At 74.1% G+C, this 16826-nt stretch carries 13 protein-coding genes; 12 read left to right on the top strand and 1 reads right to left on the bottom strand.

All coding sequences use genetic code 11. The annotated features are described in order from the left end of the window. Positions 1-332 precede the first annotated feature (332 nt). The 12 genes from IF02_RS0100555 (at position 333) to IF02_RS0100495 (ending at position 15549) form a co-directional block, all read left to right on the top strand. Positions 333-1115, top strand: coding sequence for a hypothetical protein (locus IF02_RS0100555; protein ID WP_158708420.1), 783 nt, complete (start codon positions 333-335; stop codon positions 1113-1115). Beyond that, a complete protein-coding gene (locus tag IF02_RS0100550) occupies positions 1115-1438 on the top strand; it encodes a PqqD family protein (protein ID WP_030152796.1) in 324 nt (107 codons plus the stop codon). Before IF02_RS0100555 ends, IF02_RS0100550 begins: the two co-directional genes overlap by 1 nt. Positions 1439-1502: 64 nt before the next feature. Then, complete coding sequence (locus IF02_RS0100545; protein ID WP_078621770.1) at positions 1503-3500, top strand: AfsR/SARP family transcriptional regulator; 1998 nt, start codon at positions 1503-1505, stop codon at positions 3498-3500. A gap of 102 nt (positions 3501-3602) precedes the next feature. Continuing rightward, entirely contained in the window at positions 3603-4910 is a 1308-nt protein-coding gene (purB, locus tag IF02_RS0100540) for an adenylosuccinate lyase (RefSeq protein ID WP_078621769.1), read from the top strand. Further along, a complete protein-coding gene (locus IF02_RS0100535) occupies positions 4897-5301 on the top strand; it encodes a GNAT family N-acetyltransferase (RefSeq protein WP_030152790.1) in 405 nt (134 codons plus the stop codon). The genes purB and IF02_RS0100535 overlap by 14 nt, the downstream gene beginning before the upstream one ends. Before the next feature lie 66 nt (positions 5302-5367). Continuing rightward, entirely contained in the window at positions 5368-7104 is a 1737-nt protein-coding gene (locus tag IF02_RS0100530) for a hypothetical protein (protein ID WP_158708419.1), read from the top strand. Then, positions 7094-8614, top strand: a complete 1521-nt coding sequence (locus IF02_RS0100525; RefSeq protein WP_106977182.1) for an amidase — start codon at positions 7094-7096, stop codon at positions 8612-8614. Before IF02_RS0100530 ends, IF02_RS0100525 begins: the two co-directional genes overlap by 11 nt. Further along, positions 8611-10173, top strand: a complete 1563-nt coding sequence (locus tag IF02_RS0100515) for a glutamine synthetase family protein (protein ID WP_078621768.1) — start codon at positions 8611-8613, stop codon at positions 10171-10173. Before IF02_RS0100525 ends, IF02_RS0100515 begins: the two co-directional genes overlap by 4 nt. After that, positions 10151-12103 (top strand): FAD/NAD(P)-binding protein, encoded by a 1953-nt coding sequence (locus tag IF02_RS0100510; RefSeq protein WP_234318046.1) that lies wholly within the window; start codon positions 10151-10153, stop codon positions 12101-12103. The genes IF02_RS0100515 and IF02_RS0100510 overlap by 23 nt, the downstream gene beginning before the upstream one ends. After that, positions 12103-13569 (top strand): lyase family protein, encoded by a 1467-nt coding sequence (locus IF02_RS0100505; RefSeq protein WP_030152781.1) that lies wholly within the window; start codon positions 12103-12105, stop codon positions 13567-13569. The genes IF02_RS0100510 and IF02_RS0100505 overlap by 1 nt, the downstream gene beginning before the upstream one ends. Before the next feature lie 61 nt (positions 13570-13630). After that, entirely contained in the window at positions 13631-14314 is a 684-nt protein-coding gene (locus tag IF02_RS0100500; protein WP_051695366.1) for a hypothetical protein, read from the top strand. Next, the gene (locus tag IF02_RS0100495; RefSeq protein ID WP_051695363.1) at positions 14314-15549 is read left to right on the top strand and encodes an MFS transporter; all 1236 of its coding nucleotides are present in this window, start codon (positions 14314-14316) and stop codon (positions 15547-15549) included. Before IF02_RS0100500 ends, IF02_RS0100495 begins: the two co-directional genes overlap by 1 nt. A gap of 52 nt (positions 15550-15601) precedes the next feature. On the opposite strand, the gene IF02_RS0100490 is transcribed toward IF02_RS0100495, so the two are convergent. Next, positions 15602-16825, bottom strand: a complete 1224-nt coding sequence (locus tag IF02_RS0100490; protein WP_030152776.1) for a GNAT family N-acetyltransferase — start codon at positions 16823-16825, stop codon at positions 15602-15604. Between the last annotated feature and the right edge of the window lies 1 nt (position 16826).

Genomic DNA, 16826 nt, shown 5'->3' with positions numbered 1-16826 from the left:
GTTGATTCCCGCGGCTCAACTGGGCCGTACACGTTTACTGATGCTCCCTTTACGGACAGTAAGCCCCTGAATGTAAAGGCAAATTCGCGCCACCAGATTGTTCTGGACTCAACTGAAGGTTTGTCAATATGCTGGTCCGTGCCGAAGTTCAGGACTTCTGCATGGCCAGCCGATTCTTCGGGTGAGCCGGAATTGGCCCCGGGGTCGGAGATCACCTTTCCGGGGCGTGCCGCCCGTTCCGACGCCGTGGCGGCGATCCAAGGAGAACCAGGGCACGCCGTCATCCGATGATCTCGGTCGCGGCGGTCCGAGACGGGGAAGGGCCGTGCCTCATGACGTATGACACCTCCGGGGTAATCGCCGAGCTCAAGAGCCGCAATCTGCTCCCGGACGCGTACGAGACGGTGTTCGCGAGCGGTTCCCTGATCAGAGGCTGGGGCAACCCCACCAGCGACCTCGACGTCCACGTCGTCACCCGGGACGTCTGGACCAGCACGATCGACGAGACCAACCACGTCGCGCTCGAACCCAACACGCTCCAGTACGAGGGCACGTTCGTCGACGGCCGCCGCTGGGACGTCGAGTACTGGACCGCGTCCCAGATCGAGCAGGTCCTCTCGAAGGTCTCCCAGGAGCAGTTCGCCGACGGCCGGGGCACCTGGCGCACCCTGAGCTACCACGAGATCGCCATGCTGGAGCGGCTCCCGTACGCCGCGGCCGCGGACGACGGCGCCTGGCTGGAGGGCACCCGCGAGCGGCTCGCCGCCTCGGCCCACCGCTCGGTGCTCATCGTGAACTCGCTCAAGCAGGCCGACAGCTACACGGAGGACGCGGCCGGCCAGATCGCCCGGGGCGATCTGTACAGCGCGGTCATCGCGACGAAGAACGCCTTCAACCACTCGGTGGACGCGCTCCAGGCCAGCCTGGGCCAGTTCGGCAGCCTGTGGCCGAAGTGGCGGGCCCGGCGGATGGAGATCCTCGACCCCGCCCTGCTGCCGTTCGACGCGTACTGGGCCATCGAGACGATGCGCTCCTTCGATCCGGACCACCCGCGCAAGTGGGTCGAGGAGACCATCGCCGTCTGCCAGCGGATCTCCATGGAGGTGTCGGTCTGATGGCGCTCGACGAACCGCCGCTCGGCAAAGACGTGCAGGTGGGCCCCGGTTCGGTGGCCTCGCTGCCGCTGAACGTGAAGATCCGCAACCACCGCGGTACGACGGTGGTCGGCGGGTACGAGCACTTCTTCGAGCTGACCGCGTCCGCCGCCCACATCTGGCGGCAGATCGACGGGAAGCGCACCGTGAGCGATATCGCCGCGCTGATCGCCCAGGAATACGACATCGATCAGGAATCCGTGGTGCAGGACATCGTCGAGCTCTTCACGGAACTCGCTCGGCACGATGTCGTGAACATCACCCAGGGTGATTCCCGGGGCTGAATCGCCTCAGGGGTCACCACCCCTGCGTATTTTCCCGTGGGTGAGACATTACGGGGGCCATCACATGCTGGACGATCTCCAGTTCGATGTATTCGGTCCGCTGACCGTACGGCGGAACGGAGAATTATTGGAAATTCCGCGGGCCAAACACCGCGTCGTTCTGGCGGCCCTGCTGCTGCACGCCCCCCGCGCGCTCACCGCGGAGGAGCTCATCCAGCAGCTGTGGGGCGGGGAACCCCCGCTGACCGCGCGCAAGACCCTCCAGGGGTACATCGCCCGCCTGCGCAAACTGCTGGGCGCCGAGGCGGTCGTCAGCCGGGCCTCCGGCTACGCGATCGCAATCGGCGCGGAGCGGCTCGACCTCGACCGGTTCAATACCTTCCTGCACAAGGCGGAACTCACCACCGAACCCGCCGAGCGCGCCCGGCTGTTCCGGTCGGCGATGGAGCAGACCAACGGAACCCCGCTCGTCGACATCCCCTCCGAATACCTCCAGCAGGGCGACGGGGCGGCCCTGCTTGAACGCTGGCTGAATGCCACGGAAAGCTGGGCCGACGCCGAAATGGCAGTGGGACGTCACGCCGAAGTACTGCCCCGGCTCAGGGCGCTCGTATCGGAACACCCGTTCAGGGAAAGCGCGTGGGGCCGTCTCATGACGGCCCTGTACCGGGCGGGCCGCCAGGGCGAGGCCCTCGCCGCCTACCAGGAGGCCCGGCGGCTGCTGGCGGACGAGCTCGGCGTGGAACCCGGCGAGGAACTCCGCGCCGCCCACGGCCGGATACTCGCCGGTCCCGCCCGGTCGACGGCGCAGCCGGCGCCGCCCCGGTCCGCCCCCGCCGGCCCCCGTCCGGGCGCCGCCGGAGCCCCTGCGCGCCGGGGATGCCCGTACACCCTCCCGCCGGGCCTCGCCGAGTTCGCCCGGCCCGGCATCGAGGCGGACCTGATCCGGCGGCTGCGCGACGTCTCCCGGGAGGGCGCGGAGCGCACCGCCGCGCAGACGCTCAACTTGTACGGGGCCGCCGGAGTCGGCAAGACCACCATGGCGGTCCGGGTCGCCCACGCCGTCAGCCCGGCCTTCCCCGACGGCCAGCTGTACGTCGAGCTCCAGCGCGGCGACGCCTTCCGCGAGCCGGCGGACGTGCTCGGCGAGCTGCTCCGCGCGCTCGGCGTCGGCCCCGGCGCCGTGCCCGCCGACTCCGGTGAACGGGTGGCCCTGTACCGGGGGCTGCTCTCCCACCGGCGCGTGCTGATCGTGCTGGACGGGGCGCGCGACGAGGCGCAGGTACGGCCGCTGCTGCCGGCCTCGCCGACCTGCGCGGCCGTGGTGACCAGCCTGGAGATGCTGTCCACCCTGGGCGGCACCCGGCACGTGCGCCTCGGACTGCTGACCGCGGAGGAGTCCCGCGAGATCCTGGCCAGGATCCTCGGCCGCGAACGGGTGGCGGCCGAGGAGGGGGCCGCGCGGGACCTGGTGCGGTACTGCGGGCGGCTGCCGCTGGCGATCCGGATCGTCGGCGCGCGCCTGCTGGAGCGTCCGCACTGGCGGCTGGAGACGCTCGCCCGGCGGCTGGAGTCGGAGCGCAGGAGGCTCGACGAGCTGGCGGTCGGCGACCTCGGCGTCCGCGACAGCCTGGCGGTCGGCTACGCCGCGCTGGACGCTCCGGAGCGCAGGGCGTTCCGGCTGCTCAGCCTGCTGGAGACGGCCTCGTTCCCGGTACGGGTGGCCGCGGCCGCGCTGGGGCTGCCGGACGACCGTACGGAGGAGACCCTGGAGCGGCTGACCGCGCAGCACCTGCTGGAGGCCGACTTCGTCAAGGGCAGCGGGGTGCGCTTCTCGTACCACCCGCTGGTCCGGCTGTACGCGCGGGAGCTCACGTTCGACGTGGACCCGATGCGGAGCCGGCACGGCGCGGTGCAGAACGCGCTGGCCGCCTGGTACGCGAGACCGGCCGGAGCGCTGGTCCCGCTGCGGGCCACCCCGTCCGCGAGCGGCCCGGCGGCCCGTGCCGAAGCCGTCGCCGCCGCAGGCCCGTTGCCACCGGAGCTCGGCTTCACCGCCTGAGCCCCGCGAGCTCCGCCCCCGCGAGCTCCGCCCCCACGTCCCGTCCCCCGCGTCCCGTCCCCCGCCGTGCCGTCCGACGGGGAGATCCGAGGAGAACCGACCTTGATCGAACGCTATTCCACTCCGGAGCTGGCCGAGCTCTGGACCGAGGAGCACAAGTACGCCACCTGGACGCGCGTCGAGGTACTGGCGAGCACCGCCCAGGCAGAACTCGGCGTCGTGGACCAGGGCAGCCTGGCCGACATCCGCCGCGCCCCCGTCCCCGCCGTCGCCCGGGTCCGCGAGCTGGAGCTCACCCGCGACCACGAGATCCTCGCGTTCCTCGCGGCCTACACGGAGACGATGCCGACCGCTTCCGCGCGCTGGGTGCACCACGGGATGACGAGCTACGACCTCGTCGACACCGCGCTGGGACACATCCTGGCCCGCTCGTGCGACCACGTGCTGAATGCCGCCCGTACGTTCGCCGAACTGCTCGTGGAGCGCGCCCTGGAGCACTGGGACACGGTGTGCATCGCCCGCACCCACGGCATCCACGCCGAGCCCACCACCTTCGGGCAGAAGCTCGCCGTGCACGCCTTCGCCCTGCACCGCAGCATCGCCCGGCTGACCGCCGCCCGCGCCGCCGTCGCCGTTGGCACCCTCTCCGGGCCGGTCGGCACGTACGCGCACATCTCCCCGTACGTGGAGGGGTGGGTCTGCGGGCAACTCGGGCTCGGCGTCGAGCCGATGCCCACCCAGGTCGTGGCGCGGGACCGGCACGCCGAGCTGCTCTCCGCGCTCGCCGTCACGGGGGCCGTCGTCGAGCAGTTCGCCCTGGAGATGCGGATGCTCCAGCGCACCGAGGTCGGGGAGGTGGACGAGCCGCGCACCAGCGCCTACCAGGGGTCCAGCGCGATGCCGCACAAGCGGAACCCGACGACCAGCGAGCGGCTGTGCGGTCTCGCCCGGATCCTGCGCTCCAACGCCGGGGCGGCCTACGAGAACGTCGCGCTGTGGCACGAACGGGACCTCGCGCACTCCTCCGTGGAGCGGGTCATCCTGCCCGACAGCCTGACCGTGGCCCACTACCAGCTCGTGTCGGCCGCCGGACTGCTGCGCGGGCTGCGGGTGTTCCCCGAGCGCATGGCGCGCAACATCGACGCCACCCGGGGCCTGGTCTACAGCTCCGAGGTGTTCCTGGACCTCGTCGAGGAGGGCCGGGACCGCGAGGAGGCCTACCGGCTGGTCCAGGCCGCGGCCACCGAGGCCTGGGAGCGCGGCACGAGCCTGGCCGAGGGCCTCGGCTCCCGCGGCGTGGACGTCACCGCCGATCACATGGACCCGCGGCGCTTCCTCGGAAACCGCGACCACCTCAAATCCCGACTGAACGAACTGAGCAAGGAGCTGCAGCAGCATGTGGAAGTGTGAGCCCGTCGTCGGTGCCAGCCTCGACGTCGCCGAAGTCACCGCCCTGTACCGCGCGTCCACCCTCGGCGAGCGCCGTCCCGTCGAGGACGTCGAGCGGTTCACCCGGATGCTGGCCGGCGCCAACCTCGTGATCACGGCCCGCCTCGACGGGCGGCTCATCGGCATCGCGCGCTCGATCACCGACGGCTCGTACGTCACGTACCTGAGCGACATCGCCGTGGACGCCGAGTTCCAGCGCCGCGGCGTGGGCCGGGATCTCATCCGCGCCACCCGGGAGGCGGCGCCGCAGGCCAAGCTCGTGCTCCTCTCGGCCCCGGCCGCCGTCGCGTACTACCCGCACCTCGGGTTCAGCCGCCACGAGTCCGCATGGACCCTCGATGCGCTCGGCTGAACCCGGGTCCCGCGGGGCGGGCCGTCCCGCCCCGATCCCGAACCGCCGTCGAATGACGTTCCGTAGGTGACGACAATGCAGCTGAAGACGCCCGGATTCGATGCCCAGGTCAAGGCGGCCGCCGAACGGGCCCGCGCCTGCGGCCTGGCCGCCGACGCGATACGGATAGCGGCCACCCTCGACGGGATGGTCCCCGAGCAGATCGGCCGAGCGGCCATGGGGCTCGGCGAGCGCGTGTACACGGAGATCGCCGAGTCCCAGGTCGCGGGCTTCGCCCCGACCGGCGGCCCCGACACCGCGGCGGACGACGGCGCCGGGGACCTGCTGGTCCTGACCGGGACCGGGCGGCTGCGCGTCGTCCCGGCCGGCACCCGGCCGGCCGGCCCCGAGGAGGCCGAGCCACTCGGCACCCTCAAGTGGCAGAACCGGCCGGAATCCCTGGGCCGGCTGTGGGCGCTGGCCCAGGACGTCCAGCGGATCCAGTTCGAGGAGGTGCACCGCTGGCTCGCGCAGCAGGACGCCGACTCCGTGCGGCAGCGGATCGACGCCGTGGGCCACGCCCTGGTCCACATGGCCCCCGTACTGCTGTACGTGGGCGACCGCTTCTACAGCAACCTCGGCAAGTTCAGCAATCTGCCCGGCCGTTCGCTGGCCGCCGGGTCCGAGGGCTCCGTGCTCACCGCGCTCCGGGCGGCCCCGGCCGCGCGGTGGTCCCCCGAGGACGCCACCTTCGTCGTCTGCCTGAACGCGCTCATCAGCTCCGGCTCCCCGGTCCGGGCCGAGGAGTTCAACGGCGTACAGCTCACCCCGGACCTGCTCGCGGGCTTCCTGCGGGAACGCATCGAGACGTACGGGGCCCCGGTCCCGGACCTCGCCGGCTCGCCGACGGGCGCCGCGCTCGACGCCCTGGCCGCCGCCTGCGCCGCAGCGCGGGCGGAGCGGTTGCGCGCGGGCGCCGTGTTCTACCGCGAGATCAACGGTGCCTCCCTGCACAAACGCGAGCGGATCATGGCCGAGCCGCTCGGCTGGGACGAGCTCCCGGCGCCGGTGGCGGAGCTGCTCTCCGGCGCCGCGGGCCGGCCCTTCCCCGTGGCGGCCGCCCCCGCGGCGGTCTCGGCGTACGCCGAGGAGGTCGTGGAGCGCGTCGTACGGCTCGCCGCGCCCGCCGGGTTCACCAGCGCGTACGAGGGGTTCCTGCACCGCTTCTTCGAGACGCTGGCCGGGGCGCTGGACTGCGACGTCGTGATGGGCCGGGGACCCAAGAGCGTCGCCGTCCTGCACAGCGGCCACCCGGCCGAGGACCGGATCGCCCTGGCCACCCGCGATTTCTACTGCTGCGTCGCGCCCGGCGCCGCGTTCGCCCGGAAGTTCGCCGAGGACCGGGCCGCCCTCGCCCGGACCCTCTCCGCGTACAGCGCGCGGATGCGCTACAACACCTGGCACTACCTGCCGCACAGCATGTCGTGGACCGCGGAGTCCCCGGGCCGCGACGACTGGTTCTTCGCCCCGATGACGGCCGACATCACCAACTGGTCCGACCAGCACCACACCGGGCACGTCACCTTCGGCGTCCGGCACGCCCTGCGCGTCCCGCTCGGCATCGTGCTGGAAGGCGCGTACCGCCCCGGCCTCTACGACCTGCGGCTGCTGCGCACCTCCGGCGCCGAGTTCGGGCAGGGCGACCTGCGGGCGGCCATGACGGCCGGCCGGATCCAGGCGCTGCTGCACCAGGCGGCCGCCGACCGGGGCCTGGAGATCCGCGATTTCGACAACGGCTGGTACCGGGATTTCCATGGCGCCTGACCTGCCCGCCGCACCCCACCTGCCCGCCGCACCCGGCCTGCCCGCCGCACCCCACCTGCCCGCGTCGCCGTCCGCCGGGATCCGCACGCTCCGCGCCGCCTACGGGGACGGCAGCCTGCTGCCCTCGGAGCACCTCGCCGCCACCTTCGGGCTGCTGGACCGGTGGGAGCCCCGGATCGGCGCCTTCCTCACGCTCGCCCGCGAGCGCGCCACCGCCGAGGCCGAGGCCGCCGACCGGCTGCTCCACCGGTACGGGAACGCCGTCTGGCGGGACCGGCCGCTGCTCGGCATGCCCGTCTCCGTCAAGGACCTGACCCCGACGGAGGGGATACGGACCACCCGCGGCTCCCTCCTGCACGCCGACGCCGTACCCGGCCGGGACGCCCCGGCCGTGGCCCGGCTGCGGGCGGCGGGCGCGATCGTCATCGGCAAGACCAACACCTCCGAGGGCGGGTGGAGCGCGGCCGGCGTCAACCGGCTCCAGGGCCCCACCCGCAATCCGTGGGACCCCGCCCGCACCCCCGGCGGCTCCAGCGCCGGCGCGGCCGCCTCGGTGGCCGTGGGCATCGGGGTCGGCGCCACCGGCACCGACGGCGCCGGGTCGATCCGCATCCCGGCCGCCTTCTGCGGGGTCGTCGGGTTCAAACCCTCGCTGGGCCGGATCCCGTACGTGCCCCAGAGCCCGGACGAGCTGTCCCACCTGGGGCCGCTGACCCGGACGGTGGCCGACGCGGCCCTGCTCACCCAGGTGATGTCCGGCTACGACACGGCCGACCCGCTGTCCTTCGGGGCGCCCGGCGGGCCGGCCGGGGACCTGGAGGAGACGGCCGGGCTCCTGCCCCGCCTGCGCATCGGCTGGATCCCCTCGCTCGGCGATCCCGTACCGCCGCCCGGTATCGCGGCCGTCGCCCGGCGGGCCGTGGAGGCGCTGGCGGCCCGGGGGCACGCGGTCGAGGAGATCGCGCCGCCCTTCGAGGACCCGTACCGGGCCCTGGAGACGATCCTGGCCGGCTGGGAGGCGGCCGCCCACCCCCGGGACCTCGACGAGGTCGCGGACCGCCTCGACCCCGGCCGGCTCCGCGTCATCCGGTACGGGCGCACGCTCAGCGCCGCCCGGCTGGCCCGGGCGTACGAGGCGCGCGCCGTGCTGCGCGCCCGCAGCCAGGCCCTGATGGAGCACTACGACCTGCTGGCCATGCCGACCGTGGCCATCGCGCCGTTCGCCGCCGACCGGCACGAGCCGCCGGACCCGGTCCGCAAGGGCGCCCTGTCCTGGCTGGCGTGGGCCCCCGAGGCCTACACCTTCAACCTGACCGGCCAGCCCGCCGTGTCCGTCCCGGCGGGGCTGTCGCCCGAGGGCCTGCCCGTCGGCCTGCAACTGGTCGGCGGGCGGGGCGAGGACCTGCGGGTCCTGGCCGCCGCGTACCAGCTGGAGCAGGCGCGGCCCTGGCACCACCACTACGCGGCGCTCTCGGCGCGATCGCCGGAACCAGCAAAGGAATCGACATGACCAAGGCCACCACCGCCCGCGAGGCCGACGAGCGGCGCTACGCCCGCTTCGCCACCGGCAGCGTCGGCTTCGTCGAGCGCCACGGCCTGTGGAGCGCGGACCAGCGGGCCGCCGCGGAGGCCTTGGAGGAGACCCTGGCGGGCCTGGAGTTCGTCCGGGTCGGCTTCGGCGATCCGCACGGGCTGATGCGCTCCAAGACCCTGACGGTCGAGGCCTTCCGCACGGCGCTGCGCAACGGCATCGACATGAGCCCGGGCCCCTTCGTCTTCGACACCGGGCACGCCGTGGGCGTCGACTTCTTCGCACCCGGCGGCGGCATCGGCATACCCGAGCTGACCGGCGCCGGCGATTTCCTGATCGTCCCCGATCCGCTCACCTTCAAGGTGCTGCCGTACACCGAGGCGGCCACCGGCTGGGTCATCGCCGACGAGCACCTGCGCGACGGCACCCCCCACCCGCTCTCCAGCCGTGCCGTGCTGCGCCGCCAGTGCGCCCGCGCCGCCGGGCGCGGCCTGAGTTACGTGGTCGGCCTGGAGGTGGAGTGGTACGTGACCCGGCTGGCCGGCGCGGAACACGGCCCGGGGGCCGCCGCGGCGGTCGGCGGATTCGGCGTCCAGGGCGAACCGCCCGCCGTGGAACCGGTCAACAGCGGCTACCAGTTCAACCTGGACACCTTCACCGACGGCCTGATGCACCTCGTCACCCCGCTCGCGCGGGCCCTGCGCGAACTCGGGCTGCCGCTGCGCACCGTCGAGCACGAATCCGGCCCGGGCCAGCTGGAGTTCACGTTCAGCCCGATGAACGGGCTGGACGCCGCCGACGCCATGCTGCTCTTCCGTACGGTCGCCAAGCAGATCTGCGCCCGCCTCGGCCACCACGCCTCCTTCATGGCGCTGCCCCGGCTGGAGCGCTTCGACCCGAGCGGCTGGCACCTGCACCAGTCGCTGTTCGACACGGCGGCCGACCGCAACGCCTTCGTTCCGCTTCCGGGCGAGGGCGGCGCCGCGCTGCTCTCGGACGAAGGCCTCGGCTACGTGGCCGGGCTGCTCGAACACGCCGCGGACACCGCCCTGTTCTGCATCCCGACCGTCAACGGGTACCGGCGGCTCGACGAGCAGTTCTCGCTCTCCCCGGACCGGGTCGTGTGGAGCGCCGAGAACCGGGGCGCCCTGATCCGGGTCCTCGGCGGCCCGGGCGAGGAGTCCACGCACGTGGAGAACCGGATCGGGGAGCCCTGCGCCAACCCCTACCTCTACCTCGCCGCGCAGCTCGCCGCCGGGCTAGACGGCATCGAGCGCGGGCTGCGGCCCGGCGCCCTCGCCGAGGACCCGCACGCCCCCACGGCGGCGGCGCTGCCGCGCGATCTGGCGGAGGCGGTGGCGGCGATGGAGGGCAGCGCCCTGGCCCGGGACCTGCTGGGCAAACCGCTCCAGGACTGCCTGGCGCAGCTCAAGCACAGCGAGGTGGCCCGGTTCGGGGAGTGGCTGGCCGTCGCGGGGCCCGCCGGACCGGGCGAGACCACCGCATGGGAGCACCGTGAGTACTTCGGCACGTACTGACGAACACGGCGACGGGGAGCGCTGGTTGACGGTCTGCGTCATCGGGTCGGGCCCGCGGGGGCTGTCCGTCCTGGAGCGGCTGGCGGCCAACGCGGACGAGCTGCTGCCGGCCGGGGTGCGGCTGCGGGTCCACCTCGTCGACCCGCGGCCGGGCAGCGGGCAGGTGTGGCGCTCCGACCAGTCGCGGCACCTGCTCATGAACACGGTCGCCTCCCAGGTGACCCTGTTCACCGATGACAGCGTGACGATGGACGGCCCCGTGCGGCCCGGCCCCAGCCTGGCCGAGTGGGCCGCCGACCCCGCCCTGCACGGCGGCGCCTCCCCGGCCGGGGACGAGGTGCCGGGTCCCGACGGCTACCCCACCCGGGCCCTGTACGGGCGCTACCTGGAGTGGGTGCTGCGCGGCGTGGTCCGGCGGGGCCCGGCGGACATCCGTACCCACCCCGCGCGGGCCGTCCGCCTCGACGCGGACACCTCCGCAGGGGGCCTCGACCGGGTGACCCTGGACGACGGCACGGTGCTGTCCGGGCTCGACGCGGTGGTCCTGGCCCAGGGGCACCTGCCGGTCTCCCCGGCCCCCGCCGAGGCCGCCTTCGCGCGGTTCGCGGCCCGCCGCGGGCTCTGCTACCTGCCCCCGGGGAACCCGGCCGAGGCCCGGCTCGACGGGATCGAGCCCGGGGAGCCGGTCCTGCTGCGCGGCCTCGGGCTCAACTTCTTCGACCACATGGCCCTGCTGACGGAGGGCCGCGGCGGGGTCTACGAAGCCAAGGACGCCGGGCTGGTCTACCACCGCTCCGGGCGCGAGCCCGTGCTGTACGCCGGATCGCGCCGGGGGGTGCCGTACCAGGCGCGCGGCGAGAACCAGAAGGGCGCGCACGGCCGCCACCTCCCGCTCGTCCTCACCCCGGCGGCGGTGGCCCGGCTGCGCCGGGGGCCGCGGCGGCCCCGCTTCCGGTGCGACATCTGGCCGCTGGTCTCCCAGGAGGTCGAGACCGTCTACTACGCCGCCCTGCTGCGGGCCGGCGGCCGCCCCGAGGCCGCGGCGCGGCTGCTCGAACGGAGCGCCTCCGGGCCCTGGACCCCGTACGACCGCGACCGGCTGCTCGACGTGCTGGGCGTGCCGGCCGGGCGGCGCTGGGACTGGGACCGCGTCGCCCGGCCCTGCGCGGACCGGGTCTTCGCCGACCGCGCCGCGTTCACCGGGTGGCTGCTGGAGCACCTGCGCCGGGACGTGGCCGAGGCGCACGCCGGGAACGTCGACGGCCCGTACAAGGCGGCCCTCGACGTGCTGCGCGACCTGCGCAACGAGGTGCGGCTGCTGGTCGACCACGGCGGGATATCCGGCGCCGACTACCGGGACGAACTGACCGCCCGCTACGGGCCGTTGAACGCCTACCTGTCGATCGGCCCGCCGCCGCGCCGGATCCGGGAGGCGATCGCGCTGATCGAGGCCGGCGTGCTGACCGTCCTCGGCCCGGGGGCGGAGTTCGGCGCGGACGAGGCCGCCGGCCGTTTCACCGCCCGCTCGCCCCGGGTCGGCGGGGACGCGGTGCACGCGCGGGCGTTCATCGACGCGCGGCTGCCCGAGCCCGATGTGGTGCGCACCGAGGACCCGCTGCTGGGGTACCTGTACGCCACCGGCCAGTGCGTCCCGTACGTGATCGACGACGAGCGCGGCCCGTACCGGACCGGAGGGATCGCTGTCACCGAGCGCCCGTACCACGTCATCGACGCGACCGGCGCGGCGCACGAGCGGCGCTTCGCGTACGGCGTGCCCACCGAGGGCGTGCACTGGGTGACCGCCGCCGGGGCCCGGCCGGGCGTCGACTCGGTGATCCTCGGCGACTCCGACGCGATGGCCCGCGGCATCCTCCGCCTCGCCCGGGGGGCGGACCGCCGCTTCGACTCGCTGACGAGGAGCACCACCTGATGGACCGCCCCACCACATCTCCGGACACCGGCTTCCTCTCGCCGGTCCGGGCCGGTACCGCCACCGAGGCGGCCCTCACCGACACCGCCTGGGCCCAGGCGATGCTCGACGCCGAGGCCGCCCTGGCCCGGGCCCAGTCCCGGCTGGGCACCGTACCCGCGAAGGCCGCCGAGACGATCACGGCGTGCGCCCGGGCCGGGGCGATCGACCTGCCCGCGCTGGCGGTACGGGCGCGCGGCGCCGGCAACCCGGTGGTCGCCCTGGTCGAGGAGCTGACGGCGCTGGTCGCGGCCGAGGACCCCGCGGCGGCGGAGTACGTGCACCGCGGCTCCACCAGCCAGGACATCCTCGACACCGGCGCGATGCTGGTCACGGCCCGTGCGCTGCGCCTCGTACGGACCGAGCTCGACCGGACGGCCGGGGCGCTGGCCCACCTGGCCGACGCGCACCGGGGGACGCCGGCGGTGGCCCGTACCCTCGGCCAGCACGCCGTCCCCACCACGTTCGGCCTCAAGGCGGCGGGCTGGCTCGTCGCGGTGGTCGACGTACGGCGCCGGGTCGGGGCCCTGCTCGACGGGGGGCTGCCGGTCCAGCTCGGCGGGGCCGCGGGCACCCTCGCGGGCTATCTCGAGTACGCGCGGCCGGCACAGGACCGGGCGGGCACGGGCGCGGGCACGGATCCGGGCGCCGACGCGGGTGCGTACGCCGGGGAGCTGATCGCCCTCTTCGCCGCCGAGACGGGACTCGCGGAGCCCGTCCTGCCCTGGCACACCCTGCGCACGCCGATCGGCGACACGGGCGCCGTCCTCGGGCATGCCGCCGCGGCGCTCGGTAAGTTCGCCACCGATGTGCAGACCCTGGCCCGCACCGAGCTCGCCGAGGTGGCCGAACCCGCCGGGGCCGGCCGCGGCGTCTCCTCCGCCATGCCGCAGAAGCGCAACCCGGTGCTCGCCGCGATGATCCGCTCCGCCGCCCTCCAGGTGCCCTCGCTCGTCCTCACGCTGTCGCACTGCGCGGCCGCCGCCGAGGACGAGCGGCCCGCCGGGGCCTGGCACGGCGAATGGCAGCCGCTGCGCGAGGCGCTGCGGCTGGTGGGCGGGGCCGCCTGCACCGCGGCGGAGCTGGCCGAGGGGCTGGAGGTGCGGCCCGCTCGGATGGCGGCGAACCTGCGGCTCACCGGCGGGGCCGTGGTCACCGAGCGGCTGGCCGCCGCACTGGCCCCCGTACTCGGCAAGGCGGGCGCGAAGCGCCTGGTCGGCCGGGTGGCCGCGGGCGGAGGCGGGGGCGGGGCGCCGGCGGACTCCGCGGAATCCCTGGTCGGGCGGCTCCTCGCGGAAGCGCCCGAACTGGCCGAGGAGTTCACCGCCGCGCAGCTGGAGCGGCTGCTCATCCCGGCCGAGTACACCGGCGCCGCCGAGGCGCTGATCGAGCGGGCTCTCGCGTACCACCGCGGCAGCACCGCATGACTTCCGTACGGCGATGGCCCGTGGCGGATCTTCCGAAGGGATTTGAACAGTGATCGTTGCGATGGACGGACCCGACGGCGCGGGCAAGAGCACGCAGGTCAAGCGGCTCCAGAGCTGGGCCGAGGGCCAGGGCCTGTCGTTCCGCGTCGTCGGCAAGTGGCAGGTGTTCGCGGAATCGGAGGTACCGCAGGCCCGCTTCCTGCGCGGCACCACCCTCGACGAACTGCGGGTCTGCATCGCCGAGATGCCGAACCCGGCCCGGATGCTCTTCCTCGGCTGGCTCAACACCCTGGCCGCGGAGCGCGCCCGCGCCGCCGAGGCGGACCTCGTCGTCCTCGACGGCTACTGGGTCAAGCACGCCGCCACCGAACTGCTGGCGGGCTGCCCCCAGGAGCTCGTGGACGCCATCGTCCACGCCATGGCCCCGGTGGACAGCGTGGTCTTCTTCGACGTCACCCCCGAGGAGGCTCTGCGCCGCAAGAAGGGGGACATCACCCCGTACGAGTGCGGCCGCGACCCGGAGTGCCGGCCGGAGAGCTTCCTGTCCCACCAGGCCGCCGTCCGGGACGTCATGCTCGACTGGGCGGCCCGGCGCGGCTGGGACGTCGTACGGGCGAACACCGCCGAGGCGGCGGCGCAGCAGCTGCGCAAACTGCTGGCGCCCAAGCTGGGGGTCGAGGTCAACCCCCGCCCCGCGGAGTCCGCCCCCCGCCCCGCCGCCGTCGAAGCCCCGGCGGGCCACTGATGCCGAGCGACGGACGGAGCCTGAGACGCGGCCTGGCGGCCGCACTGTTCGTCCGCTACCTCGGGGCGGGCAGCTGGGCCCCTCTCCAAGTCCTGTTCTTCGTCCGGTCCGTGGGACTGTCCACGGGCAACGTGGTCATGGGGCTGACGGCGGCCGGGCTCGCGGGCCTGGTCGCCGGGCCGCTCGTCGGCCGGCTCGCCGACCGGTTCGGGCCGCGCGAGGTGGGCATCGCCGGACTGGTCGCCCAGGCGGCCGCCGCGGGCGCCCTGCTGCTGGTGGAGGGCATGGCCGGGTTCCTCGTGGTGATCACCCTGATCGCCCTGGGGCGCGGCGCCTTCCCCGCGATCAGCGGGGCGCTGATCGCGTACGTCGGCGGTGCGGACCGCGTCGCGTACCGGGCGCGGATCTACTCCCTCCAGAACCTCGCGATGGTCTCCGGCTCGCTGCTCGGCGGGCTGGCGCTACAGGCCGACACCCGGACCGCGTACGTGATCGCGATCTGCGCCGACGTCGTCTCGTACCTCGTCGCCGCGGTGCTGGTGGCCCGGCTGCCGCACCTGCCGCCGATCCCCAAGGAGCCGGGGAGCGGCCGCCACTACGCGCTCGCCGACCGCCCGTTCCTCGCCGTCAGCGTGCTCGCGGGCACCCTCGTCATGTTCGACGTCTTCATGACGGTGCTGATGCCGGTGTGGATCGCCGAGTACACGAAGGCGCCGCGCTGGACGGTGTCGCTGGTCTTCGCGCTGAGCTGCGCGCTGGTGGTCCTGCTCCAGACCAAGGTCGCCAAGGGGGTCGAGACCCCGCGCGACGGGGCGCTGGCCATGCGGCGCAGCGGGCCCGTCATCGCCGTGGCCATAGCCCTCGTCTACGCCGCCGCGCACGTCCCGATGTACGGGGCGATGGGGCTGATCCTGATCGGCACGGCGGCGCTGACCTTCGGGGAGATGCTGTTCACGGCGGGGGAGTACGCGCTGTCGTTCGGGCTGGCCCCCGAGCACGCGCAGGGCGAGTACCAGGGCGTGTTCTCCGTCGGCGTCGGCATCGGCGGCGCGGTGGCGCCGACCGTGCTGAACGCGCTGTGCCTGAGCGCGGGCCCGCTGGGCTGGGCCGTGCTCGTCACCCTCATGGTCGCGGCCGGGGCGGCGGTGCCGCCGGTGGCGGCCATCGCGGAGCGCGGGCGCGACCAGCGGGAGCGGGAGTGGGAGAAGGAGCGGGAGCCCAGACCGGCCGGGTGAGCGTCGCGGCCGGCCTGGGCCCGTCTTCGGGGGCCCGGGCCCTGTCGTCGGCCTACCGGCCGCGCGCGTCCACGAGCTGCGCCACCCGCGACTCGATCCCCGGGTCGTGGGAGGCGAACTCCCGGCGCCGGGCCCGCTCCTCGGCGCGTACGCGCTCCAGGACCGGCCCGGTCCACGGGGCGTCGAGGAGGACGCCCCACAGGGGCTGGAGCCGGGCGGCCCGGGACACCTTGGCCTGGAAGGCGTCGCAGCTCAGGTCCACGCAGTGGTAGCCGTTGGCCGCCGCGTACTTCACGGCCTCGTAGTAGGTGAGGTTGAAGTAGAGCTTGGCCTCGCGGGCGATGGAGTCGTCCAGCCCGTGCGAGCGGGCGTACATGGTGTTCCCCCAGAAGAAGTACTGGGTGAAGCCCACCATCCGGTCGCCCTGGTAGGCGCCCAGGATCCGGCAGTTGTCGTCGAACAGCGTGGCCTGCTGGGCGAAGCGCTCCGACTCGCTCTCGTCGGTGACGGGGTGCCCGTACCGGATGAGCACCTGCGCGGAGAGCGGGCCGAGCAGCTGGTGGCACTCGGAGAGGAGCTTGACCTCGGTGCGGCAGCCGGCGTCGGTGTAGCGGCGCATCTCGCGGCGGATGGAGGTGAACTGGTGGGAGGTGAAGCGTCTGCGGTAGCCCTCCAGGCCGTCGGGGTCGACGGGCAGGACGGCGGTCGCGTCCATCATCACCACCTGGTCCCGGGGGCCCAGGTGCGGCAGCAGCCGCTCCACCGACTCGTCGGTGAGGTAGAGCAGGGCCGCGAGGCCGTCGTCCTCGGCGCCCATCGCGCGCAGCCGGTCCAGTACGGTCCGCACGCCCGCCGCGGCGAGCGGCTCGGCGGTGCCCGGAGCGACGATCACCTCGCTGGTGTAGCCGAGGCGGGTGCCGCCGAGGAGCAGCGGGCGCTCGGGCGTGGCCGGCTCGGCGGCGCCGGGGAACAGCACGGCGGGATCGTAGAAGTGCGGGACCTTCCCGGTGAAGCGGTGGGTGGGGAGCCCGACGGTGTACGAGCCGTCGCAGGCGGCGACCAGGTGGCGGGAGCCGGCGTCGGCCAGCTCCTCGCCGTAGAGCAGCCAGCGGTGGGTCGAGTAGAGGGCGGCGTCGCCCGCGAGGGCGTTCCACCGGTCGACTTCCGCGTCCTTGATGGAGGCGAGCTCGATGAGCTCGGGGCCCTTCGAGCCGATGCTGCCCGTGCCGTGGGTCGTGTTGCCGTTGCCCGCGCCGTCCGTCCCTGCCGTCGTCACG

The sequence above is a fragment of the Streptomyces sp. NRRL S-244 genome (assembly GCF_000717915.1).
Classification (GTDB): domain Bacteria; phylum Actinomycetota; class Actinomycetes; order Streptomycetales; family Streptomycetaceae; genus Streptomyces.
The sequence above is the reverse complement of the archived record's forward strand: the minus strand, read 5'-3'. Positions and strand labels throughout refer to the sequence as shown.

Bases quoted from the DNA above. Each gene is read 5' to 3' on its own strand.
- IF02_RS0100555 (WP_158708420.1), top strand. From the start codon at position 333: ATGACGTATGACACCTCCGGGGTAATCGCCGAGCTCAAGAGCCGCAAT.
- IF02_RS0100550 (WP_030152796.1), top strand. From the start codon at position 1,115: ATGGCGCTCGACGAACCGCCGCTCGGCAAAGACGTGCAGGTGGGCCCC.
- IF02_RS0100545 (WP_078621770.1), top strand. From the start codon at position 1,503: ATGCTGGACGATCTCCAGTTCGATGTATTCGGTCCGCTGACCGTACGG.
- IF02_RS0100535 (WP_030152790.1), top strand. From the start codon at position 4,897: ATGTGGAAGTGTGAGCCCGTCGTCGGTGCCAGCCTCGACGTCGCCGAA.
- IF02_RS0100525 (WP_106977182.1), top strand. From the start codon at position 7,094: ATGGCGCCTGACCTGCCCGCCGCACCCCACCTGCCCGCCGCACCCGGC.
- IF02_RS0100515 (WP_078621768.1), top strand. From the start codon at position 8,611: ATGACCAAGGCCACCACCGCCCGCGAGGCCGACGAGCGGCGCTACGCC.
- IF02_RS0100505 (WP_030152781.1), top strand. From the start codon at position 12,103: ATGGACCGCCCCACCACATCTCCGGACACCGGCTTCCTCTCGCCGGTC.
- IF02_RS0100500 (WP_051695366.1), top strand. From the start codon at position 13,631: ATGGACGGACCCGACGGCGCGGGCAAGAGCACGCAGGTCAAGCGGCTC.
- IF02_RS0100495 (WP_051695363.1), top strand. From the start codon at position 14,314: ATGCCGAGCGACGGACGGAGCCTGAGACGCGGCCTGGCGGCCGCACTG.